The sequence below is a fragment of the Nocardia sp. NPDC058666 genome (assembly GCF_042714895.1).
In the GTDB taxonomy this organism is placed as follows: Bacteria; Actinomycetota; Actinomycetes; order Mycobacteriales; family Mycobacteriaceae; genus Nocardia.
Window position 1 is genome coordinate 16,038 of the sequence record NZ_JBHXRY010000013.1, and the last position, 23,037, is coordinate 39,074.

At 65.5% G+C, this 23,037-nt stretch carries 21 protein-coding genes and 1 tRNA gene; 11 read left to right on the plus strand and 11 right to left on the minus strand.

The window, feature by feature from the left end; all coding sequences use genetic code 11:
* Positions 1 to 123: 123 nt before the first annotated feature.
* From ACFWVD_RS23375 to ACFWVD_RS23395, 5 genes are all read left to right on the plus strand, one after another.
* Positions 124 to 1,260 carry a hypothetical protein gene (locus ACFWVD_RS23375; RefSeq protein ID WP_379246121.1) on the plus strand — a complete coding sequence of 379 codons (1,137 nt, stop codon included), beginning with the start codon at positions 124 to 126 and terminating at the stop codon, positions 1,258 to 1,260.
* Positions 1,261 to 1,267: 7 nt separating this feature from the next.
* Positions 1,268 to 3,148: a serine/threonine-protein kinase gene (locus ACFWVD_RS23380; RefSeq protein WP_379246123.1), complete on the plus strand. Its 1,881-nt coding sequence runs from the start codon at positions 1,268 to 1,270 to the stop codon at positions 3,146 to 3,148.
* Positions 3,145 to 5,070 (plus strand): hypothetical protein, encoded by a 1,926-nt coding sequence (locus ACFWVD_RS23385; protein ID WP_379246125.1) that lies wholly within the window; start codon positions 3,145 to 3,147, stop codon positions 5,068 to 5,070. Before ACFWVD_RS23380 ends, ACFWVD_RS23385 begins: the two co-directional genes overlap by 4 nt.
* A 172-nt stretch (positions 5,071 to 5,242) precedes the next feature.
* Positions 5,243 to 6,148: a DMT family transporter gene (locus ACFWVD_RS23390; RefSeq protein WP_379246127.1), complete on the plus strand. Its 906-nt coding sequence runs from the start codon at positions 5,243 to 5,245 to the stop codon at positions 6,146 to 6,148.
* Positions 6,149 to 6,257: 109 nt separating this feature from the next.
* Positions 6,258 to 7,301 (plus strand): Gfo/Idh/MocA family oxidoreductase, encoded by a 1,044-nt coding sequence (locus ACFWVD_RS23395; RefSeq protein ID WP_379246128.1) that lies wholly within the window; start codon positions 6,258 to 6,260, stop codon positions 7,299 to 7,301.
* A 153-nt stretch (positions 7,302 to 7,454) separates the two neighbouring features.
* On the opposite strand, the gene ACFWVD_RS23400 is transcribed toward ACFWVD_RS23395, so the two are convergent.
* The gene (locus ACFWVD_RS23400) at positions 7,455 to 8,057 is read right to left on the minus strand and encodes a TetR/AcrR family transcriptional regulator (RefSeq protein ID WP_379246130.1); all 603 of its coding nucleotides are present in this window, start codon (positions 8,055 to 8,057) and stop codon (positions 7,455 to 7,457) included.
* Between the two features lie 102 nt (positions 8,058 to 8,159).
* On the opposite strand from ACFWVD_RS23400, the gene ACFWVD_RS23405 reads away from it, so the two are divergent.
* Positions 8,160 to 8,543, plus strand: a complete 384-nt coding sequence (locus ACFWVD_RS23405) for a DUF4345 domain-containing protein (RefSeq protein WP_379246131.1) — start codon at positions 8,160 to 8,162, stop codon at positions 8,541 to 8,543.
* Positions 8,544 to 8,566: 23 nt separating this feature from the next.
* On the opposite strand, the gene ACFWVD_RS23410 is transcribed toward ACFWVD_RS23405, so the two are convergent.
* The gene (locus ACFWVD_RS23410; RefSeq protein ID WP_379246133.1) at positions 8,567 to 10,102 is read right to left on the minus strand and encodes a Rieske 2Fe-2S domain-containing protein; all 1,536 of its coding nucleotides are present in this window, start codon (positions 10,100 to 10,102) and stop codon (positions 8,567 to 8,569) included.
* A 46-nt stretch (positions 10,103 to 10,148) separates the two neighbouring features.
* Here ACFWVD_RS23410 and ACFWVD_RS23415 point away from each other — a divergent pair, with 46 nt between their 5' ends.
* Positions 10,149 to 10,259, plus strand: a complete 111-nt coding sequence (locus ACFWVD_RS23415) for a hypothetical protein (protein WP_379246135.1) — start codon at positions 10,149 to 10,151, stop codon at positions 10,257 to 10,259.
* On the opposite strand, the gene ACFWVD_RS23420 is transcribed toward ACFWVD_RS23415, so the two are convergent.
* Positions 10,207 to 11,082, minus strand: coding sequence for a hypothetical protein (locus ACFWVD_RS23420; RefSeq protein WP_379246137.1), 876 nt, complete (start codon positions 11,080 to 11,082; stop codon positions 10,207 to 10,209). The two genes, ACFWVD_RS23415 and ACFWVD_RS23420, sit on opposite strands and share 53 nt — an antisense overlap.
* Positions 11,083 to 11,277: 195 nt before the next feature.
* Between ACFWVD_RS23420 and ACFWVD_RS23425 the strand changes: the two genes are divergently transcribed.
* On the plus strand, positions 11,278 to 12,039 hold the full coding sequence (locus ACFWVD_RS23425) for a lysophospholipid acyltransferase family protein (protein WP_379246353.1): 762 nt from the start codon (positions 11,278 to 11,280) through the stop codon (positions 12,037 to 12,039).
* Positions 12,040 to 12,083: 44 nt separating this feature from the next.
* Here the strand turns inward: ACFWVD_RS23425 and ACFWVD_RS23430 are convergent, their stop codons facing one another.
* The gene (locus ACFWVD_RS23430) at positions 12,084 to 12,875 is read right to left on the minus strand and encodes a helix-turn-helix domain-containing protein (RefSeq protein ID WP_379246139.1); all 792 of its coding nucleotides are present in this window, start codon (positions 12,873 to 12,875) and stop codon (positions 12,084 to 12,086) included.
* An 85-nt stretch (positions 12,876 to 12,960) separates the two neighbouring features.
* Between ACFWVD_RS23430 and ACFWVD_RS23435 the strand changes: the two genes are divergently transcribed.
* Complete coding sequence (locus ACFWVD_RS23435) at positions 12,961 to 13,827, plus strand: SDR family oxidoreductase (protein ID WP_379246141.1); 867 nt, start codon at positions 12,961 to 12,963, stop codon at positions 13,825 to 13,827.
* Positions 13,828 to 13,892: 65 nt separating this feature from the next.
* Here the strand turns inward: ACFWVD_RS23435 and ACFWVD_RS23440 are convergent, their stop codons facing one another.
* Together ACFWVD_RS23440 and ACFWVD_RS23445 are read right to left on the minus strand one after the other, a co-directional pair.
* Positions 13,893 to 14,312, minus strand: coding sequence for a hypothetical protein (locus ACFWVD_RS23440; RefSeq protein ID WP_379246143.1), 420 nt, complete (start codon positions 14,310 to 14,312; stop codon positions 13,893 to 13,895).
* Between the two features lie 102 nt (positions 14,313 to 14,414).
* Entirely contained in the window at positions 14,415 to 14,804 is a 390-nt protein-coding gene (locus ACFWVD_RS23445) for a hypothetical protein (protein WP_379246145.1), read from the minus strand.
* Between the two features lie 206 nt (positions 14,805 to 15,010).
* Here ACFWVD_RS23445 and ACFWVD_RS23450 point away from each other — a divergent pair.
* Together ACFWVD_RS23450 and ACFWVD_RS23455 are read left to right on the plus strand one after the other, a co-directional pair.
* Positions 15,011 to 15,082: transfer RNA gene (locus ACFWVD_RS23450), tRNA-Gly, on the plus strand.
* A gap of 120 nt (positions 15,083 to 15,202) precedes the next feature.
* Complete coding sequence (locus ACFWVD_RS23455) at positions 15,203 to 15,799, plus strand: hypothetical protein (protein WP_379246147.1); 597 nt, start codon at positions 15,203 to 15,205, stop codon at positions 15,797 to 15,799.
* 54 nt (positions 15,800 to 15,853) lie between these two features.
* Here the strand turns inward: ACFWVD_RS23455 and ACFWVD_RS23460 are convergent, their stop codons facing one another.
* The 5 genes from ACFWVD_RS23460 to ACFWVD_RS23480 all read right to left on the minus strand — a co-directional run bounded on the left by ACFWVD_RS23460 (position 15,854) and on the right by ACFWVD_RS23480 (position 23,017).
* Positions 15,854 to 18,097, minus strand: coding sequence for a heavy metal translocating P-type ATPase (locus ACFWVD_RS23460; protein ID WP_379246149.1), 2,244 nt, complete (start codon positions 18,095 to 18,097; stop codon positions 15,854 to 15,856).
* Between the two features lie 61 nt (positions 18,098 to 18,158).
* A complete protein-coding gene (locus ACFWVD_RS23465; protein ID WP_379246151.1) occupies positions 18,159 to 19,079 on the minus strand; it encodes a hypothetical protein in 921 nt (306 codons plus the stop codon).
* A 227-nt stretch (positions 19,080 to 19,306) separates the two neighbouring features.
* Positions 19,307 to 20,425: an IS30 family transposase gene (locus ACFWVD_RS23470; RefSeq protein ID WP_379246355.1), complete on the minus strand. Its 1,119-nt coding sequence runs from the start codon at positions 20,423 to 20,425 to the stop codon at positions 19,307 to 19,309.
* A 254-nt stretch (positions 20,426 to 20,679) separates the two neighbouring features.
* On the minus strand, positions 20,680 to 21,321 hold the full coding sequence (locus ACFWVD_RS23475) for a hypothetical protein (RefSeq protein WP_379246153.1): 642 nt from the start codon (positions 21,319 to 21,321) through the stop codon (positions 20,680 to 20,682).
* A gap of 19 nt (positions 21,322 to 21,340) precedes the next feature.
* A complete protein-coding gene (locus ACFWVD_RS23480; protein ID WP_379246155.1) occupies positions 21,341 to 23,017 on the minus strand; it encodes an ABC transporter family substrate-binding protein in 1,677 nt (558 codons plus the stop codon).
* Between the last annotated feature and the right edge of the window lie 20 nt (positions 23,018 to 23,037).

A 23,037-nucleotide genomic window follows, 5' to 3' on the forward strand; every position in this document is an offset into this window, starting at 1 on the left:
AGCCCGAGATGCTAACTTTCCCAACGGGTTTGAAGTGACCAGCAAAATGTTTGAAGACTGGTCTTAGGGGGAGAGATCGTGTGGTTCAGGCTGTCTCGTGCTGCGGGGCCGGCACTACTTCTGGTGGGGTTGCTCGTCGGGTGCGATAGCGCGCAGATCCAGCCGGATCACGGCAGCTACGCGACCGTCCGGCCGTCGGCGGACTATGACATCGGGCCGAGCCACGCACGCGGCATCCTGGTGGAGTCACTGCGATTGGGCGAGCGGATCAGCTTCGCCAGCAGCATCGACCCCGACCTCAACAGGTCGCGTGGCGGTGGTGTCCTGGGCGATCACCGCGGGCTGGTGCCCAGTATGAACATTCTCGCCGCTGCCCAGAGTGCTGCGGCGGGCAAGTACGACATCCTCGGGGCGTTCGGTGTGAATGCCTACAACGGGCAGTCGGCAGAAAAGGACGAGAAGTCACTCGCGATCTCGATACTGGCCTTTCCGAGCGAGGACATCGCGCGAGCGGCGGCGGCGGAGATGGCCCGCGCGGACTTCGAACAGGGTGCGGACAACGCCCCGATCATCGTGCCGGAATATCCAGGCGCACTGGCACATTGGCGACCTTCGGTGCCGACGGTGGGTAGCTGGTTGACGTGGAAGAACCTGGTGATCCGTGTCTTCGCCAAGGTTCTCGAACCGCGGGCCGAGCTTTTGGCCGAAGTGCTGACCAAGACCTACCGTGCTCAGCTCGCCGACCTCGAGGGATTCACCCCGACTTCCGAGTCCGACTTGCCGAATCTGCGTGCTGACCCGGACCGATTGCTCACTCGAGTCGTCCAGACCGCCGGAGCCGAACTGAACGGCGATACGGGCGGCAGTACCTTCGCCGTGTATGGCCCGCGTGCCTTCTCGCTGTTGGCGGGGCGCCCGTCCGAATTTCTTGCGGACCTGCGCGCAGCCTCGGTGTCGCAGATGGCGGTGGCGAACAACCAGTTCCTGCGCCGGCACGCCAGCGCGGAGGCCGCAAAATCGGAGGCAGCGCGACTGCCGGGAACGTTCGACGACGATTACGTCGCGATGGCAGGCGTCGCCTCCCTTCCCGACGTCGCGTGCTGGGAGCGCAAGCAACCCGACAAGACCATCGTCGTCCCTAGCCGTTTCAGATGCCTTGTTCACCGTGGCATGGATTTGGTGATTCTGAACGGCTACCTCGAACTCGACATTCGGCAACGCGCGGCCGCGCAGTACGCGCTGCTCGCAGAGGACAGGTGATACGGCGATGCAACCACGTGATCGACGAGATCCCGACATGCTCGGCCGGTACCGAATTCTCGCGGTAATCGGCAGCGGCGGCATGGGCAGGGTGCTGCTCGGTCGGGCACCCGACGGCAGGCTCGTCGCGGTGAAGCAGATTCACGAGAATCTGACCACCAGTGCCGAGTTCCGGGCCAGGTTCGAACGGGAAGTCGTCGCTTCGGGTCGGGTCACCGGTGCCTATACCGCCGGTGTCGTCGGGCACGACGTCAGCGCCGAAAAGCCTTGGCTGGCTTCGGAGTACATCGCCGGTCCATCGCTGCACGAGGTGGTCGCCGACTTCGGACGGCTCAGTCCCAGCGGCCTGAAACTGTTGACTATCGGGCTGGCGATGGCACTGCTCGAGATCCACCGCACCGGTCTGGTGCACCGCGACCTCAAACCGAGCAATGTGTTGCTCGCCAACGAGGGACCGCGACTCATCGACTTCGGCATCGCGCGTGCCGTCGAAGGCGACGTCAGTTTGACCGCCACCGGCGCGGTGATCGGGTCCCCGGCATATATGTCGCCCGAGCAAGCCGAATGCCGTCCGCTGACCGCTGCCAGCGATGTGTTCTCGGCAGGGGCCGTTCTGGCGATGGCCGCCACCGGCGTGAGTCCGTTCGCCGCCGGTTCCACGCCGCAGACGCTCTACAACGTGCTCTACGTCGAACCGGATACCAGCGCGGTGCCGCAACCGTTCCGCGACATCGTCGACGCTTGTCTGGACAAGGACCCAGCACGGCGACCCACGCCGACGGAGCTGCTCGCCGCGGCGCAGCGGCTGGAAATGGAGCCGGTGTGGCCGGTGCGGATTCGTCGACGGGTCGCCGAGTACGAGCGCGACGCGGCCGCGTGGGCAGCGGGCACCGCCGTCGTAGCGCCGCCGCCGTCGCCGCCGCAGCCCGGTCGGCGTAGATACGGCATCCGGTCGTTGGTCGCCGTGGCGTTGGTTTCCGTCGCTGTGCTCGTCGGATCGGCGCTGGTCGGGGTCGGTATGCCGGGTAACGCGGTCGCGATGGTGGATCCGCCATTGGCGCTGAGCGACCGGGAGTCCATGCTCATCGACGTCTGCGCGCTGTTGGGTCCCGACGTCCTCGGTGAGCTCGGTACGTATCGGTCGGCACAGAAGGGAACTGGGACGACTGACTGCTCAGTGGGGATGATCGATCCCAACGGAAAGAAGTTGGCGCTGGATCTGTCGATCGGCAAGACCTTCGCGTCGGACAACGCACGGCCGAGAGGCAACACCATCGCGTGGCTGCCGGTGCAGGGTGAACGCGCCGAGGGTCCGCTGTGCGATCGTTTCGTGGAGACGCAGTCAGGCCTGCAAATGCCTGTGAATATGCAAGCGCAGGGCCTTACCGACAGCTGTCCGCTGGCTGAGCGCGCGCTGGCGTTGGTGATCCGCCGCTTGGCGGTCAACCCTCCGCTGCGGAAGGTCGCTGCGGGCTCGATTCACCTGGTGAACGCCTGCGAGGTGATGGATCGCTCGGTGAACCTCCGTACCGTCGGCGACCCGGCGAAAAAGTACCCGGCCGGTAGCAAGAGTTGCTGGGTCACCGGCAACCACGGCAGATTCACGCTGACGTTCAAAGAGCGCGAACGCGTCGACAACAAGCCGCCTTCCCCGTCGAGCAACTACAAGCCGGTCGATCTCGACGGCTGGCTCGGCATGGTCGACGACCGCGGCGCCAAGTGTGCGTACGAACTCACGATCAAACCCACCCGCGACGATGAGGCCGAAATGATCTTCGCCGAATTCGACCCCTACCAAATCAACGTCGACCGCAAAGTCGTCACCGACGGTTGCGAGCGGGTCCGAGCAGCGCTGGAACCCATTCTGGCGAAATTCGCGAAACCATGACGATTACCCCGCCCTCACCTGCCGATCCGACTCAGCTCGGCCGATTCCGAGTGCTCGGCCTACTCGATCCGCAGCCGAACTTCCGCGTCCTGCTGGCCGCCGCACCCGATGGCTCGTTGCGGGTGGTCGAGCAGGTGTTGCCTGGATTGCTCGAGCAAGACGACCTGCGGATCCGGTTTCGGCACGGCGCGGTGTCGGCGATGCGAGTCGGTGGTCCGGGTAACGCCGCAGTGCTCGACGTCGACGCAGACGATGAAATGCCTTGGTTGGCGCGCACATTCACAATCGGCATGCGTTTGGATCGAGCCGTCGCAGAGTTCGGTCCGCTTCCGGTCGAGGCTGTGCGAGCTCTGGCCTTCTTCGTTGCCCAGGCTCTGCAAGGGGTGCACGCGGCCGGGCTCGTTCATCAACGGGTGCGTCCCGACACCGTGTCGTTGACGCGCGACGGCATCGAACTGGTCGGCGTCGATGTCCTGGGTGACAGCGGCTCCGCACCGCCCGACTATCTGTCACCGGAACAGTCCGTTCGTTCCGAACTGACTTCTGCCGCAGATGTATTCGCACTCGGTTCGGTACTCGCCTTTGCCGCGGGCGCGGTCGCACCGTTCACCGCCCCATCGGTGCCCTACACGCTGTTCAACATCGCGCAACGGGAGCCAGACCTCGCCGCGGTCCCCGAACAGTTGCGCGAACTGATCGCCGCCTGCCTGCGCAAGGATCCTCGATCACGACCCTCACCCGCGCAGATCATCGCGTACGTCGGTGCGCAACGGCCGGAGTGGCCGAGTGCGGTCATCGAGGAGATCGACAGCACGGCCGGCACAGTCGCCGGGCTGCTCGATGCCGCCCAGGCACAAATCCACACCGAGGACACCGAGCCCGACGGCTCTCGGTTCGACTCGATGGTGCGAGCGTCGGCGGACTTCGCGCGTGACCGGTATGCGTGGACGAAGTCTCGGATCGATGCATCGTCGTCGCGAGCTCGTCGAGCGCTCGTGGTCTCGGCCGCGGTGTTGATGCTGGTCGTCACTTCGGGTTTGTACTGGCTGGTGCAAGAGGGCGACGGCTCGAAAGTTGCGCCACCCGTGGGAATTTCGCTGGCCGAGTTGCGACAGATCGATTCCTGCGCCTGGCTCAGGTCTGCGCTGGGTGACAGCGTCGCACTGAAGACCGGGCCGACGCCGATCGCATCGTGGCGTTTCGACGTCGAAAAACAGTGGGGTTGCTACGCCGATCAGGAGCAGTTGGTCAACGGGGACGGGATGCGGTTGGAGCTCGGGGTCGATCTTCGCGATGTCCCACCCAACCGCAAGGTCGTCGACGGTGTCACTGTGCTCGAAGGCGCGCAATACTGTGGCCGTGCGATCGCGAGCACCGATGACGACGGGCGATCCGGAATCCTCTTCGAGCTCGACAAGACCTTTGCCGAGCAGCACGGATGCGCGATCGCCGACCGGATTATCGCCGATCTCGCTCGGACATTGCGTACCGCTCCCCGCTCGGCCGACGCCGCCATCTCGCTGGCAGCGGTCGACCCGTGCGGGCTCGTCGACCGCGCTGCCCTGTCCGCGGCGTTCAGCCGCCTCACCCCGCGGCCGACCACTCACGAATCCGTGCATCAGTGCCGTTGGTACGGCAGTAGGGTGTTGATAGTCGACTTCTCGCGAGAATTCGTCTTCTCGCGAGAAGCTGCCGAACCGGAAGGTTCGGTGGTCGTCGACGGCATAACACTGCGCGGCGCGAATCCGATGGTGGGGGCGACAGATGGGTGCTCGCGGACGTACCGGCACCGGGCGATGGACGAAAAGCGATACGAAACGGTGAAACTGTCGGTCTCCGGACCCGACGTAGACAGGGCGGCGAATTGTCAGATCGCCGAATCGCTGCTGGTTCAGGTGGTCCGCCAACTACCCAAGATCTGATGATCCGCTGCGCAGGGTAGGAATGAGAACCAACCAGCTGATCACAGCGAGAACATGGGTAACTCCCCAACCACCTCAGACTGCCGAGACGGATAGCGTGAGCCCGACTGCCAACGATCGAGGTTCCGGACGACCCGCTGAATACGCGGGGAGGCGGAAAAAGCTCGGGTTGGTGTTCGGGTTCTGTATCGGGGCTGGTGTCGCGGTGCAGGGGCGGATCAATGGGGCGTTGGGGGCGCGGTTGGGTGATGGGGTTGCGGCGGCGACTGTCAGTTTCGGTGCGGGGCTCATCGCGCTGCTGATCGCCTTCGCTTGCAGCTCAGCGTTGCGAGCCAGGATTACCGAGGTGCGGGTTGCGGTGTCACAGGGCTCCTTGCCTGCGTGGCAACTACTCGGCGGACTGTGCGGCGCGTTCTTCGTCGCAGCTCAAGGCCTCACCATCGCCGCGATCGGCGTCACCGCCTTCACCGTTGCGGTGGTCGCGGGCCAACTTCTCAGCAGCCTCGTTGTCGACCGCCTCGGCCTCGCCCCGAACGGCCGAACCCCGATCACCCCGTGGCGTCTCGGTGCCGCCGCCCTCGGCATCACCGGCGTCCTGCTTTCCGCCGCCGGCAGTTCCACCCCGACCACGGTCACCACCGGCGTCCCCGACATCCCCGCCCTGCTGATCGTCCTCCCGGCCCTCGCCGGCATCTTCCTGGCCTGGCAGCAAGCGGTCAACGGTCGAGTCGCCACCGTCGGCGGCCCCTTCACCGCCACCCTGATCAACTTCGTAGTCGGCCTGACCGCCCTGCTCCTGCTCGACCTCTACACCCTCTCCACCACCGGCTTCCCCGCGGAATTCCCCACCAACCCCTGGCTCTACACCGGCGGCCTGATCGGCGTAGCTTTCATCGCTCTGGCCGCCGTCACAGTCGGCATGATCGGCGTGCTGCTGCTCGGGCTCACCTCGGTGGCCGGCCAACTGGTCGCTGCCGCGCTGCTCGACGCTGCGGAAGGAAAGCTCTCGGCTACAGCCATATTGAGCTGTTTGATCGTGTTGTGCGCGGTGGTGGTGGCCAGTACTGCCCGTCGATAGATTGCGCGGAGTTCGTCGCATAGGACTGCGCCATCGGCGGCCGACCATACTGTCGAACCGCAGAGCGACTGCGCGCTACGGTGGATTGACCCCCCACGAAGGAGCAGCGATGGACCAGCTCGGAGTTGCGGTAATCGGATACGGGCTGGCCGGGTCGGTGTTCCACGCACCGTTGATCGCGGCGGATCCGCGGATGCGGGTGGCCGCGGTGGTCACCTCGTCCGAGGAACGGGCCGCGCAGGCCAGGGCCGAACATCCCGGCGTGCGGGTCGTGTCCAGCGCCGATGAGCTCTTCGCTGATCCAGCAGGCATCGACCTCGCCGTGATCGCCACCCCCAACCGCTCGCACGCCCCACTGGCATTGCAGGCGTTAGCCGCCGGGTTACCGGTAGTGGTCGACAAGCCGTTCGCGGTAACCGCAGCCGTCGCCGAGGAAGTGGTAGCCGCGGCCGAACAAGCAAACCTGCCCCTGAGCGTTTTCCAAAATCGCCGCTGGGACAACGACTTTCTCACCCTGCGTGACTTGATGGACCGCAGCGAACTAGGCGAGATCCGCCGTTTCGAATCCCGCTTCGAACGCTGGCGCCCGACCCCCAAAGGCGGTTGGCGCGAAGTAGGCGAAGCCGAAGACGGCGCAGGAATCCTCTTCGACCTGGGCAGCCACCTAGTAGACCAAGCCCTGACCCTGTTCGGCCCCGTCACCGAGATCTACGCCGAACTCGACCGCCGCCGCCCCGACGTCAAAGCCGACGACGACGCCTTCCTAGCCCTCACCCACGCCAACGGCACCCGATCCCACCTATGGATGAGTGCCGTTGCGCCCCAACTAGGTCCACGCCTACGAGTACTCGGCTCCACCAACGCCTACACCGTCTCCGGCCTCGACCCCCAGGAAGACGACCTACGAGCAGGCCGCTGCCCGGATGACGGAAAACCCTGGGGCACAGTCACACCCGACAAGTGGGGCACCTTCGGCGCAGGCGAAAACCTCCGCCCCATCCCCACCCTCCCCGGCAACTACCCAGCCTTCTACGCGGGCATGGCAGCCACCCTCCTCGACGGCACACCCGTCCCCGTTGACCCCCGCGACGCCGTAGAAACCTTGCGAATCCTCGAGGAGGCTCGTCGCGTGTCGGGCTCCGCTTCCCGGTAAGGCACCCGCGACGATTGTGTAGTCATCGAGCGGCCTGCATCCGAACCATAATTAATGGGTCAATCAATTATGGTCGATGGGCCGGAGGTATGAACCACCATAATTTTCCGAATCGACGGCCACCGGGCGTGGCGTGTCATGGTCGCGGCGAGGTCAGGCGATCGGCAGCGCGGACAGATCCAGGTGCGCCCCGACCGCCCCGTCGAGTGCTTCCATGCACAACTGCAACACGTCATCACCAGTAATCCGCTGGTGCAACAACCATTCGATGGAAACCTCCCGCACGAACGCGATCCATCCCGCCAGCGCGGCACCAGCCAGATCCCGGGTTCGCCCGGTTGCCCCGCAGGCGGCGAGAATCCGCTCGCAGATGGCGGCGAGATCCGCCGAAACAGGCCCGCGCACAGCGGGATCGGTGGAGATCGCGCTGCGGTTGGCGATGTACACCAGCGCCGCGTGTCGAGCGTAGAAGTCCAGGTGGGCTCGCAGCGAGTGCTCGACCAGTTCGCGCACCGGCCGCTCGCCGTCCATTCGCGCGGTTTCGAGCAGTTCATCGTGCGCGCGCTTCCAGATGGCGCCGAAGAAATCGCCCTTGGTCGGGAAGTAGTGATACATCAGCGCCCGCGACACACCGGCGCTCACCGCGACATCGTCGAGCGTCACCGTGTCGAACGCGGTCTCCTGGAACAACCGCACCCCGACATCCATCAGTTCGTTCCGGCGTTCTTCCGGAGACAGTCGACGACGTGGCGGCACGGTGCCGATCGTAAGCCTCTTGACCGGCGGGATCAGTCAGGCCTACCCTGAGAGGAGCTATTAGACTGCAGTTTAATAAAGGGTGGCATGATGCGGAAAGCATTGCAGATCTGGCTGGTCATTTTCGGTGCGGGCAGCACCTTGATCGCACTATCGCACCAGTTCTGGGGTACCGCGACCATCATCGGCGGCGGCGAAGTGAACGCCACGATCGATTCCGATCTGCGCTTCTACTCGGTGCTCTTCGCAGCGTACGGCCTGGCCTACATCTGGTGCGCGAAAGATGTTGAAACCAAGGCTGTTCCGATCAACCTGCTCGGCGCGATCTTCTTCGTCGGCGGCCTGGCCCGCTTCCTGTCCATCGCCGCCGTGGGCTTACCGCACGTGTTCTACATCGTAATGATCCCGGTCGAACTGATCGTCCCGGCGCTCAACTACTACTGGGCCGAGGCGGTGCAGAACGAGAAAGAGGCGACCGGCAGCTGAAATGCCGACCGCCCCTTGTGATCTCAGAGTTTGCGTGAGCGGAGCTCGTGGCCCTTCGATGTCTTGCAACGTCCCGATTCCAGATCCCACTGCCACCCGTGCAGGTTGCACGTGAGGTTATTACCTTCCACCACACCGAATTTGGAGAGATCGGCTTTGAGGTGGGGGCAGCGGCGTTGGACTTCCCAGCCGTCGAGTTCGGTGACGGCGGAGTCGTCGTGGGCCTCGGAGAACCAGCCGTCGGCGTAGGCGATGCGTTCGTCGGTGAGGCATTTGAAGAAGGTGTAGAGGAATTCGTTGTAGCCGCCGATGCGCCACGCCTGGAAGCGGGTGGACAGGAAGATCGTGTTGACCCAGTCGGGTTCGTTGTCGCGCAGGACGGTGCGCACCAGTTCGGGGGCGATGCGGAAGCCGTAGCGGTAGCGGCCTTCGCTTTCCAGCGGTGCGCGCACAGTGCGGTGCGGGAAGTCCAGGACGATGGTTTCGTCGCCGATGACCAGCCCGACGGGGTAGCCGATGCCGTCGCTGATCAGCGCGCTCTGCTTCATGATCGGTTCGAACAGCTCGCGCAGCGGCTCGAGCAGTGAACCCTCGCCGGTCTCCCACGACGCCTTCTCCGCGGCCAGCACGGGCGCGAAACGCTGCGCCATTTCCTCGATGTAGGCGGCCTTGTCGCCGTAGATCTGCGCAGGGTCGAACGGGTGCGCGAGGTCGAGTTCCTTGCCGCGCACATCGGCGACCGAGCCGGGGATCATCAGAATCCCGCCGGGGTTGCCGTGAATGTTCATCTGATCGAGGAACACCATCTGATCAGGGAAGATGTTGCCTTCGTCGCCGCGATCGTCGTTGAGATAGCGCAGCTCGGCATCGAGGAACACCGGCGGACCGGCCGACGGAACCACCCAGGTCGCCCCGACCTGCTCGATGTAGGACCGCGCGCGATCCATACCGCGCTGACGCTTCTGCTTGCCGAAATTGGCCTTGGTCCGCGCGGGAATGTCGTACACCGCCGGGTACCAGATCGCGCCCGAGTACTGCAGCAGGTGGATGTCGATGTCGCCGAACGCGTCGTGGATGACGTCCATGTCGACCGGGCGCGCGTCGTTCATGTTGAAACAGGTGGTCTCACCGTCGGAGATGAGAATCCCGGAGTCGCCGATCGGACCGTCGGCGGGCGCGCGCAACGCCACGATCATGAAGTCGAACGAACCCTGGGAATTGGTGATCGTGTGCTTGACCGAGTCCTCGGACTCGAAGAACTTGGTGAAGCCCAGCGCCTCGAGCTCACGGCGCAGATCCAGCACCGGGTAGTCGGGCAGCAGGACCGTGGCGTCCTTGTTCACGTACTTCGCCAGGTGCGCGGCGTCGAAGTGATCGCGGTGCAGGTGCGAGACGTAGAGGTAGTCGACGTCGCCGAGGGTCTCCCAGTCCAGCTGGGAGTTGTCCGGGAACGGGAACCACGACGCGAAGTACGCGGGGTTGACCCACGGATCGCACAGGATCGTCCCGGCCTCGGTTCGGATATGGAAGCCGGCATGTCCGACGCTGGTGATCTGCACGAGCTGTTTCCTCCTACCAGGATCTGATTCGCCGGATCAGTGGCGAGTGACCGCCTCAGTGCCCCCTGATCTGCTTGCGGCGTACCAGCCAACCAGGGTAACGGCTAAATCGTTACGTCACCGATGCAATAGCCCTCAGCTGTCGTTGTCACCGTGAAAGTGCGGGCCCGCGTGCCGCCCGGCGAGGTGGTCACGGGGACGTGAACTGCCAGGTAGTCGCCACGAATCTGCTCGGATCGTAACTCGTCGCCGGCGAAGGAGGTGACATTGCCTACTTTGCCCGAGTTGCCTGTCAAGGGGGGTGCTACGGGGTTGCCGGTGCCGTCGGGATCCCAACTGGCGGGAGAGGCCTTGCAGGTCAGTGGATGGTCTGCTTCGATGTCGGCCGCGTCGAGGGGTTTGCCGGTGGCGCGGGCGAGGTAGCGGCGCACGGTGTGGCGGGCGTCGGCGTCGTCGTAAGCGGGCTCGACACCGGCTGCGAACACCCTGCCGCAGGCATAGCCCGACGCGATGGATTCGCGGTCGACGGTGACGGTGGTGGTGCTGTTTCGCCAGGTCACGGCGTCGGCGGTGGCCGTGCCGGGTCCTGTGAGTGCCTTCAGCACCGTCTGTGGGGCGGCGTACATTTCCGCGACGGTGGCGGGCGGGATCGTCCAGCATTTTTCCTGGAGTTCTTCGACCGTGCCGGTCTGTAGATCGGCGGCCCAGCGGCGCACGGCGGTCACCGCGTCGGGATTGCCCGCGACGGCGCCGACCTGCGGTGCGTCGGCGGGTAACGACGGGGTTGCGGGGGGCGGTGCGACAGCCTGAGTCGCGGTCGTCGCGGTCGTGGTGGTCGTCGCGGCGGTAGTGGTGGTCACCTCGACCGGATCGCCCGGAATGCCCGAAACCGAATCGCACCCGGTGACCAGGGCCGCGGCGACAGTCAGTCCCGCGACCAGCGCGTACGGGCGGGTCAGGGCGAGCTGGGCGCGTTCCACTGTTCCTCATTCCTAGGCCGTTGCACCCGTGTGCGAAACCGCGGGCGATGACTGTCGGGCGAGCGGACTCGCCGGGGGTACCGGTGTGCGCGAAGCGGATTCGGTCCGCGAGGCGACCGCCGCGATTCTACGGTGACACCGCCCATTTACGGCACCCTGCCGGAACCGAAGCTGTGCGGCTAGGCTGTGGCAATTGTGGAACCCGTCTACCGGTCGATCATCGGCCTGGCCCGAACCGTCTTCTTCCTCGAAGGTCTGAAGTTCACCGTCAAGGGGGCGGAGAACATCCCCGCCACCGGCGGTGCCGTGGTGGCGATCAATCACACCGGCTACATGGACTTCACCTACGCGGGCCTGCCCGCGCGTACCCCTGGCCGCTACATCAGGTTCATGGCGAAGCAGGAGGTGTTCGACAACAACATCTCCGGCCCGATCATGCGCACCCTCAAGCACATCCCCGTCGACCGCACCGCGGGCGCCGATTCGTACAAGTCCGCGGTGAAGTACCTGCGCGACGGCGAACTCGTCGGCGTGTACCCCGAGGCCACGATCAGCCGCAGCTTCGAGATCAAGGAATTCAAGTCCGGCGCGGCCCGCATGGCCATCGAAGCCGACGTCCCGATCATCCCGATCACCATCTGGGGCGCCCAACGAGTCTGGACCAAAGGCTTCCCGAAACGCCTCGGCCGCACCAACACCCCCATCTCCATCGCCGTCGGCGCCCCCATCCACCCCTACGAACCCGCCGCCGACCTCACCACCCAACTGCGCACGACCATGCAGGAAATGCTCGCCGACCTGCAAAAGGACTACACCCACGAACCCGGCGCCTACTGGGTCCCGAAGCGACTCGGCGGCAGCGCACCTTCCCTGGAAGAGGCCACGGCTCTCGACGACGCCGAATCGGCGGAGCGCCATGCACGCAAGGCTGAGAAGGCGCAGGACCCTGACGCCTGACATGGCTCGTCGCGCTGGGGTTGCTCAGCGCGACCCCCAGGCTGTCAGCGTGGTAGCTGGCAGCGGGTCGGGGCCGGGAGTTTGCCGCGGAGGTAGGCGGCGGGTGGGACGCCCATGAGAGTGCGGAAGTCGGCTGTCAGGTGGGATTGGTCGTAGTAGCCGGTGTGGGCGGCCAGGTGGGACCAGGGGGTGTTGCCTGCGTAGGCCAGGACTTGGCGCAGGCGGGTGATGCGGGCGAAGTGCTTGGGGGACATGCCTGTTCCGGTCTGGAAGATGTTGCGGAGCTGGCGTTCGCTGACGGCCAAGCGGGTGGCCAGGTCGGGGATGGAGGGTGCGGTGTCGGTGGTGAGGGACGAGATCGCCTCGCGCAGCACGATTCGGTGGGCGCGTTCGGTGTCGGTCTCGGAAACATGGTGGGGGAGTGTGTGTTCCAAGTAGGAGATGGCCTCGTCGGCGGGAATACTGGTGAGGTCGGTGGCGAAAGTGCCGAGCGGGCCGGGCAATTCGGCCAGTGACACCGCGCGATCGGTGAGTTCGCTCGCGCTCACGCCGAGAAGTTGGCGTGTCACACCGGGTTCCAGCCGCAGTCGCACACACCCGGCAGGCCCCTGTGCCTGTGAGTACGCCGCTTTAGTTTGCGCCCCGATGACGTAAGCCGCACGCCTGCCGGACTTTTCGGTGCGAAGAACCACCGTCGTGGTCGCCTCGGGCGTATGCGCGAAGGGCTGATCACCCACGTCGAGCACCGGCGTACTGGTGAGCTCGGTGAGCCACGGACGCAACGACTCCGGTGTGGGAACGGGGGTCTCGAGCTCCGTCGAAGTCAGGTATCGCACCCCTGCGATAGTAGGCGTCGCGGGCCCGGATGTCCGTGCCGATTTCTCCTATATTCGCAGGCGGTAGGGCGGCCATGCTGGTGTCATGATCCTGATCACCGGTGCGACAGGCACCATCGGAAGCGGCATCGTCGCACAGCTGGCGGCCGACGGAATCGCCGTCCGAGCGGCAACCCGAGACCCACAGCAGACCGAGTTCCCCGCCGGCGTAGAGGTGGTCCGCGTGGACTACCGCGACCCGACCACCTTCGCACCCGCCATGGCCGGCATCGAGGCCGCGTTCCTGGTCGGCATCCCCGGCCCCGACGGCACCGACACCGATGCCCAATTGATCGCTGCCGCGAAGGAAGCCGGAGTTCGACGGATCGTGAAACTGTCCGCCGTCGGCACGGGCGACCCACGCCTGGGCGCCCCGGGTTCCTGGCACGCTCCGGGGGAGCAGGCCGTGCGCGACTCCGGCCTGGAGTGGACGATCCTGCGCCCCAACACCTTTGCCACCAACACCTTCAGCTGGATCGAACCGCTGCACGCAGGCCACCCCGTCCCGAACCTCACCGGCGACGGCAGACAAGCAGTAGTAGACCCGCGCGATGTCTCCGCAGTCGCCATCGCGGCCCTGCGCACCCCAGACCACCACGCCCAGACCTACACCCTGACCGGACCCACCCTGCAAACCACCCGCGACCAGGCTGCCGACCTCGCCGCGATCCTCGACCGCCCGATCACGGTCACCGACATCACCGAAGCCGACGCCCGCACCTTCATGGTCGCCGCGGGCCTGCCGCCCGCCTTCGTGGAGGGCTCCCTGATCGGTCAGTCCTTCATCCGAGGCGGCCACAACGAACTGCTCACCGACGATATCGCCACGGTCCTGGGCCGCCCACCGCGCACCTACGCGCAGTGGGCGGCGGACCATCGGTCAGCGTTCGAGTCGGTCGTGGCCGTGAGCTAGCGATCCCGCAGCGCTGGGGACCCGCGGCGAGGACCCGGAGTGTGCGGCTCCGGGCCCTCGCGCGGTCAGTTCATCGTCAGAACCCACGACCCGTTGCATCCCCGACGGCTGTTCAGCTTGCCGTCGTAGACCCACTTGTAGACGATCGGCGGGTTCGTTCGCACGCTCCAATTCCCGGAAGGCGAGGTCACCAGCCTGCCGTTGCGCATCAGCACGCCGACCTGATCGTGTTTGAACGTCCACTTCCCACTGCTGGTCGGGTAGTTCAACCGCAGCGTCACCCGCCCGCCGGTGTGGTTCTGCACCACCAGACACGACCCCGGTTCGGTGCGGTTGACCGCGTACTCCCCGAAGGCCTCGTCCTCGACGTTCTCCCCGCTGTCGGTGAACTCCACCGGGTCGGTGAAGTCAGCCTGTGCGGGCGCTGCCCCCACCACAACCGCGGCCATAGCCACCCCCGCCGCAATGAATCCTGCAATCTTCATCCTGTTCCTCCCATAGATTCACCCTGTGAAAAACCTGCCCCCGCAAGGACTTCCGTGAGCGAGTGGCCCGATCGCCGATGCCCGCCGCAGAACGGGCACCGCTCAGTTCGCGGTGTAGATCCACGACCCGTTGCAGCTACCACCGCGGGTGCGGTACGGGTCGAAGACCCAGGAGTGGAGCACGGGCGGGTACACGTGAAGCTGCCAGTTCCCGCTCGGTGAGGTCACCGGGCCGTCGTACCCGTCCAGCCACACCACTGCCTCCGGTTCGATCGTCCAATGGCTGTACCCGGTCGGATAGTCCAGCCGGACCGTGAGCTGGCTGCCGATGTGGTTCTGCACGATCAGGCACGAATTCGGGTAGTCGGTGGCGGTGTACTCGGCGCTGAAGTTGTCGGTGCCGATGAAGCCGTCGGCCTGAGCCGGGGCGGCGCCGGCGAATGCCAGTGTGATGGCCGCCACGGGCGCGATGAGCAGTGCGTGAACCTTCATGTGTTCCTCCTGTCGGTGGGAACAGCCTCCCGCGCAACGCCTTTCGACCTCTTGTCGCGTGCTTAACAGGGTCCGTCGCCGCTGCCGCCGGCCGGGTCCCGCCGCTGTCGAGTGAGCCCGGATTTCGTAGTTCGGGCGACACCCGCTAGAGTTCCTACTCGCACCACGAAGTCCCCCGGTAACCCGGACAGGCTTCGGAAATGCACGCGGATGTGGCGCAGTGGTAGCGCATCACCTTGCCAAGGTGAGGGTCGCGAGTTCGAATCTCGTCATCCGCTCAACACATGGGTGAGGTCCTCAGGGACCTCGCCCATTTTTTTGTTTCTTATCGTTGTAAACGAATCTGTGTCACCGCGCGATTGCTTGTCGAGTGTCGGAAGTACAGAGACGGAGCAATCGTGAAATCAGTAGTCGTAGCAGCCGCGTTCGTGGTGCTGACCGGGGTGCTCACCGCCTGCAACGGGGCCATCGACCAGGGGGCGGGCACAGTCACCACCGTTGCTCAGCCGGGCGAGTCCACCGAGGCGCCGGTCGAGTCCTCGGACGCACCCGAGGACGGCGCGCCCGCGAGCGGGGCTCCGGCCAATGGCGGCTTCACGCCCGTCGATGCGAGCAAATTTCAGATCGACGGCAGCTATTACTTCCAGTCGCCCACCGGGAACATCAAATGTGGCGTGTTGACCATGGCGCCCCACGGTGTGGGCTGCCAGCTGAGCAAAACCAAGTTCATCACGCCGAAACTGCCGAACTGCACCGACGCCCCCGACCGCAAGGTCGCCGCGCACCTCTACCAGGGCAAGTCGGAGTTCCTGTGCACCAGCCAGGGCATCTTCATCGGCTTCCCGCCGGGCGGCAAATCCGGCGGCACGGTGCTGAACTACGGCGAATCCCTGACCGTGCACGGCTACACCTGCAGCTCGTCCACGCAGGGCGTGCGCTGTGTGGCGGGCGGGCACGGTTTCGCCATCTCCGCGGATGACCAGCACATCTTCTGAGCGCGAAAAGGGCGGGGCGGCAAATCGTTTGCCGTCCCGCCCTTCGCGTGTGAGTTACTGCGCGGTGGATTTGAACCCGCGCAGGCGCAGGCTGTTGGTCACCACGAAGACCGAACTGAACGCCATCGCTGCGCCGGCCAGCATCGGGTTGAGCAGGCCCGCCATGGCCAACGGGATGGCGGCCACGTTGTAGGCGAAGGCCCAGAACAGGTTGCCCTTGATGGTGGCCAGGGTGCGGCGGGACAGGCGGATCGCGTCGGCGGCGGCGCGCAGATCGCCGCGGACGAGGGTGAGGTCGCTGGCTTCGATGGCGACGTCGGTGCCGGTGCCCATGGACAGGCCGAGGTCGGCTTGGGCCAGGGCGGCCGCGTCGTTGACACCGTCACCGACCATGGCCACGACCTTGCCTGCGGCCTGCAGTCTTTTCACCGTGTCGACCTTGTCCTGCGGGAGCACCTCGGCGATGACCTCGTCGATGCCGACTTCGTCGCCGATGGTGCGGGCCGCGCGGGCGTTGTCGCCGGTGAGAAGGATCGGCGTGAGGCCGAGCTCGCGGAACTGCGAGATCGCCTGCGCCGAAGTAGGTTTCACCGCGTCGGCGACGACGAGCACGCCACGTGCCTTGCCGTCCCAGCCGATGGCCACTGCTGTCCTACCGGCTGATTCCGCTTCGGCCATAACGGTTTCCAGCTTGTCGTCCAGCGGCTGCGACCAGTCGGCCAGCAGTCGTGCCCGGCCCACGATCACCGCGTGCCCGTCGACCACACCCTGCACGCCGAGACCTTCGATATTGGCGAAGCCCTCCACGGGCAGTAGCGTGCCGAACTCGTCGCGTGCGCCCTTGGCGATGGCCTGCGCGATCGGGTGTTCCGACGAATCCTCCAGCGCACCAGCCAGTTCCAGCACCTTATCGCGCTGTTCACCGGCGGCTGGGACCACCTCGAGCAGTGTCATTTTGCCGGTGGTGACGGTGCCGGTCTTGTCCAGCACGATGGTGTCGACCTTGCGGGTGGACTCCAGCACCTCGGGGCCCTTGATCAGAATGCCGAGCTGCGCGCCGCGTCCGGTGCCGACCATCAGCGCGGTCGGGGTGGCCAGGCCGAGGGCGCAGGGGCAAGCGATGATCAGCACCGCCACGCCCGCCGTGAACGCCGCTGCGACGGAACCGCCTGTGCCGAGCCAGAATCCGAGCGTGGCCACGGCCAGGGCGATCACGATCGGGACGAAGATGCCGGAGATCTTGTCGGCCAGGCGTTGGGCCTGCGCCTTGCCGGTTTGTGCGTCTTCGACCAGCTGTGCCATCTGGGCGAGTTGGGTGTCGGAACCGATTCTGGTGGCGCGCACGATGATTCGCCCACCGACGTTCACCGTGGCACCGGTGACCGAGTCAGCGACACCGACCTCCACCGGCACGGACTCACCGGTCAACATGGACGCGTCGACCGCCGAAGTCCCCTCGGAGACCACACCGTCGGTGGCGATCTTCTCGCCCGGCCGCACGACGAACTCGTCACCAACAGCCAACTGCTCCACCGGAATCCGCGTTTCGACACCGTCGCGAACCACCGCGACATCCTTCGCGCCGAGCTCGAGCAACGCCCGCAAGGCCGCGCCCGCCTGCCGCTTGGACCGCGCCTCGAAATACCGCCCGGCCAGGATGAACGTGGTCACCCCCGCCGCCGCTTCGAGGTAGATGCTGCCCGTGCCGTCCATCCGCGCGATGGTGAATTCGAACGGGTGTTTCATCCCCGGCGTGCCCGCCGTGCCCCAGAACAGCGCGTAAAGCGACCAGCCGAACGCGGCCAGCGTGCCCATCGACACCAGCGTGTCCATGGTGGCGGTGCCGTGCTTCAGGTTGGTCCACGCGGCCTTGTGGAAGGGCAGCGCGCCCCAGATCACGACCGGTGCGGCCAGGGTCAGCGACAGCCACTGCCAGTTGGTGAACTGGAGTGCGGGGATCATCGCCATCGCGATCACCGGGATGGTGAGTACGAGCGAGACCAGCAGGCGGGTGCGCAAGGACGCGGTCGGGTCCACTTCGGCGACGGGCTCGGTCTTCTTCGGGGCCGGGAGTGCTGCGGTGTAACCGGCCTGCTCGACAGTGGCGATCAGGTCCTCGGGGGAGATCCCGCCGGTGAAGTCGACGCGCGCCTTCTCGGTGGCGTAGTTGACGGTGGCGGTGACGCCGTCGAGCTTGTTGAGCTTCTTCTCGATCCTGTTCGCGCAGGAAGCGCAGGTCATGCCACCGATCACCAGTTCTACCTGGCCGGTGCCCGGTGGGTGTGTCACGGTGGTCATGGGTGCTCCTTCGTTCCTGGTGTTGATTCTTGCTGAGGGGTTGCGGGCGGTCCAGGGCGCGTCAGTGGCCGTGGTCGGGGGTGCCGTGGTCTGCGGGTGCGCTGGTCGGGGCGGGGTCGCTCGCACCGGTCGCGTTCGGGGTGGCGACCTTCACCGTGAACTCGGCGGTGCGGACCACGCCCTGGTGTTGGAAGTCGAGGAACAGGCGGTAGTCGCCCGCGCTCGGGGCGTTCACCACGAAGTCGATGCCGGGCCCTGCGGGGGTGATTCCGGGTGTGCCTTCGGGGTGAACGTGCAGGTAGGCGAGGTCGGCGGCGCGCAGGGCTACCAGGTGACCGTAGGCGCCGAGGTAGGGCTGCAGGTCGGTGACGGGGGTGCCGTTGCGGCTGACCGAGAGTGTCACCTTCGACGCGGTGCCCGGTGCGACCGTGCCGTTCAGCGTGACCGTGTATTCGCCGACCTGCGCGGTGGCAGCGGGGGCGGGGAGTGGCTGCACGTCGTAGTTGCCTGCCACCCGCAGGTCCGCGCCGAGTGTCAGGTTCGAGCCGCCCTCGGGGGTGAAGTCGGCGTAGACCCGGTAGTCGCCGGCCCGGCTGAGGTTCAGCGGAACGGCCCAGGTCCCGGCCGGATCGAGGACGGGGTGCACATGCTGGAAGCCGACCATGTCACGCCGGACCACGATCAGGTGCAGGTCCTTGTCGTGGCTGTTCACGTACTTCATGACCGGTGCGCCGTTCGCGTCGAGGATGCGAAAACTTGTCGGCGACTGCGGTGCGGTGGTGGTGTTCGGCTTGTCCAAGGCGAGGGTGTAGCCCTGATCGCTGGCCAGCAGACCACCGGGAAGCTCGGGCGTGGCCGAGTGCTCGTCGTGCTCGGCCGGCTCGGAAGGTTCCGGCCCGACCAGGGCCCCGACACCTGCGGCGATCCCGAACACCGCCACGAGGCCGAGGGTGAATCCGGCGAACTTACCTGTTGCGTTCATCGGGCTGCTCCGTTTCAGTCTGCGAGGTGGAAGCCGGCCGCGGGCGGGCTATGCGGTTACCATACCCCCCTAGGGTAGCAAGCTGCAAGCGCCTGTTGAGGTGCGCCTTCCATACGTGGACAAGCGAAAGCCCGGCTCGCAACAGATGCGAACCGGGCTTGTGGGCCTGATGCCAGACCTGGACGGTCGATCACCAGGCTTTCACGCAAACATCGGCCGAGGTGGATTCAGTCGGTGGATGCAACAGCCATGTCCTGGGCGAGTATCTCATCCAGGACATAGGCCGGGGTTCGGAAGCCATGGCGTTTGCGGGGGCGGGTGTTGAGCTCGGCAGCGACGTAGTCAAGGTAATGGTCGGGAAATACCGACAGATCGGTGCCTTTCGGGAAGTACTGGCGCAGAAGACCATTGGTGTTTTCGTTGGTCCCGCGCTGCCAGGGTGAGTGTGGGTCGCAGAAGTAGACGTCGATGTCGGTGGCCGTGGTGATCTTCGCGTGTCCGGCCATTTCCGAGCCCTGGTCCCAGGTCAACGTCCGACGTAGCATCGCCGGGAACCTGTTCATCTTCATAATCGTCTGCGCGGCAACTGATTCCGCAGTGTGATCATCGGGTAGGTGGAGCAGGATCACGTACCCGGATCGGCGTTCGACGATCGTGCCGATCGCTGAGGCGTGGTCAGCGCCGATGATCAGATCGCCTTCCCAGTGCCCGGGCACGGCCCGGTCATCGGCCTCGGCGGGACGTTCGCTGATATTGACCATGCCGGTGATCCGGTGCCCACCACGACCGGTTTCGGGGTTGCGTCGGGGTTTGCGTAGCGCTCGTCCGGTGCGTAGGCAGGTCACGAGTTCACGTTTCAGTCCGCCGCGTCCTTGCAGGTAGAGGGCTTTGTAGATCGTTTCGTGGGACACGCGCATCTCCGGGTCGTGGGCGAACTCCACTGCCAATGCTCCAGCGATCTGGACTGGGCTGTGCAGTTGAGTCAACCGGGCTGCGACCTGGTCGTGCAACCGTGTGTTGAGGGCGAGTTTGCCGGGCTTGGGGCGGCGGGCACGCAGGTCGTTGCGCTTTTGTGCGCGTAACGCCCGGTAGGCGGTGCCTCCGGCGATCCCGCCGGGCGGTGCACCGAAGCGGTGATGGCGTCGATACCGGGCCGGGCCCGTCGCGGTGGTCGTGGTTTTGGGTCCGTTGCGGCGGATCTCGCGGTAGATCGTCGACGGCGCTCGACCCAACCCGCGGGCGATGGCGTTGATCGATGCACCGGCAGCGACACCGATCGCGATCTCTTCTCGTTCGTGCAGGCTCAACCTCGGTCGCGGACCGGGTGGCAGGTCAGGGTCGGGCAAGCGTGGTTTCACTCCGCCAGTGTTTGCTATCCACCGAAGTCCGGTCGAGTTCGCTACCCCCGCCGCTGCCGCGGCGGCAGGGGTCGACATGCCGGCACTGATTCCTTGCCAGAACTGGGCAACGATTGTCCGGGTGGCTGGTACTGCTGCCATGCAACATTTCCTGTCTCGATAGAGACTGTTGCATTGACCCCTTGAGCCCAAGCGAGAAGAAAAATCCCTCAGAGCCTGGTGATCAACTGTCCGAACGGGTCTCAGCTGGGGTCGGAGCCGCGGATGGCGGACAGCCAGGTGAACGCGGCGGCGGCGACCGTGGTGGACGCGACGAACGCGCCGAGACCGCCGTGCATGACGTAGACCCAGAGCAGGCCGACCAGGGGTGCGCCGATCGCCGGCTGGACGTCGAGGATCAGGCGGCGGGCGATGCCATACCCGGGTGGGGTGGTGGGTCGGGAGGGGTTGTCGATGAGTTTGCCCGCGGGTTCGGTGGTGCGGACACGCCCCGACGGATAGAAGCGGGTGCTGCCGTCGAGGATGGAACGGCCGGTCAGTTCCAGATTCGTGGGGACGAATGTGGATAACTCCGGATCATAGAAAACCGGCTGCCACACCACCCGATCACCGCTGCTGATCTCCAGCCACGAACGACTGACCAGCCGATACTGCTGCCGAACTCGTTTCCCGCGAACGGTGCCGGTCGCGACCAATCCGGTCGGGAACAGACCGAACGCCAGACCCAACTGATAAGCGGTGTAGGCGAGTACGGCGAGAGCGACCACGACGAGCGCACTCAACTGATCGATGTCGGCGAACGGCACCCACGCGGCAATGACCGCGAGGGTGCCGCTGGTGACGAGCAGCGGGTAGGTGAGTGCGCGCGCCGGGGTGATGGTCACTTCAGGAAGGCTTCCCGGCTCACTTCACGAAGCCGATCTTGGTGTAGTCGTAGGAGGCCAGGCCGGTCGCGCCGAAGTTGGCGAGATTGTCACGCACGGCGACGTTGCCCGGAGACTGGAACAGCGGCAGCGAATGGCCCTCTTCGAAGATCTTCCGGTCGATCTGGTTGGCCAGCTCCTTGGCCTTCGCCGGATCCAGTTCGGAGACGGCCTGCTCGATGAGATCGTTGATCTCGGGTGACCCGATGCGACCGTAGTTGCCCTGGATATCGTCCGGGTTGTAGCCGTAGATCTGGGTGAGACTGCTGAGCGGGAACGGGTCGCCGCCCCAGAACCACTGGCCTACATCGAAATTGCCCGGCTGGAGGACATCGGAGAACAGTCCGGCGCCCGGCTTGGTCTCGATGTTCAGCTTGACGCCGATCTGCGCGAGATTCTGCTGGATGATCTGGGCGATCTGGATGTTGCTCGGGTCGTTGTACATGACGTCGCGGATCTCCAGCTTGCGCCCGTCCTTTTCGCGAACGTCGCCGTTGAGCTTCCAGCCGAGGGCATCGAGCTCGTTCGCCGCGGCCGTCGGATCGAAACCGAGGCTGTTGTCCTGGTAGCCGTCCTGGCCGCGCAGATAGACGTGATTGTTCAGCGGCTGGGGGTCCTGGACCAGCCCCGTCTGCATCGCGTTGACGATGCCCTGTCGATCGATCGCCTTCGAAATCGCTACGCGCACACCCTGATCGGCGAGTAGTGAGCCGGGCGCGCCGTTGAAGGTGAAGTGACCCCAGCTGTTACCGGGTGCCCGGCGAATTGCGACGCCAGGCGTGCTCTGAGCCGATTTCAGCTCGTCTCGGCTGGCCACACCGACCGCGTCGATCTCGTTGTTCAGCAACGCCGGAACGAACGCCGAGCTGTCGAGCACGCTGAACGTCATAGTGTCCAGCTTCGGCGTAGCACCCCACCACTTCGGATTGCGGCCGAGCACGACCCGGCCCTGCCCGCGGTCGACAGACTGGACGATGAAAGGCCCGGAGGACGCGCCGAGAGCATCGACCTGACCGTTGTTGAATGCCTCCGGCGTCGCCGTGGCGGATTTGGGGAAAAGAACCGAGTTGCCCGCGAACTGGCCGCGCCAATCGGCGTAGTGCGCCTTGAAGGTGATGATCGCTTGCTTGTCATCGACACCGCGTTCGACCTTTTCGACCCGGTCGAAGCCGCTGTTGCCGGCGATCAGGAAGGCCTTGTCCCTGCCACTGAGCGCGTTGGCCTGGGACTGAATATCCTCCCATGTCAGCGGCGTTCCATCCGACCAGACCGCCTTGGGATTGATCGTGTACGTCACCTGCTGCGGTTCGGTACTGGTCAGGGCGACATCGGTGAAGTAGTCGTTGTTGACCGTCAGTTCCGCTGCGGCATTGGTTTTGAATGCGCGCGGCATCACCGGTCGCAGCAGTGAACCGGTATCGCCGTCGTTACCGTCGGAGTGCAGGCCATTCCAGTTTTCCGGCAGCGAAGTGAGAGCCAACCGCAGATTGCCCCCGTCGCGCAGTTCGCTGACATCCTTCGGGTTGATGTCGTTGGTGGTGCCGAGTGCGGCATGGCCTTCTCCAGGGCTGCTGTCGTCGGCACTGCACCCGGCCGCGACCAAGCTGACAAGAGCCAGCGGAATTGCCAAACGGGTGGTCAATGAACGTATCCGCATGGACCGCTCCTTTCTTCAGT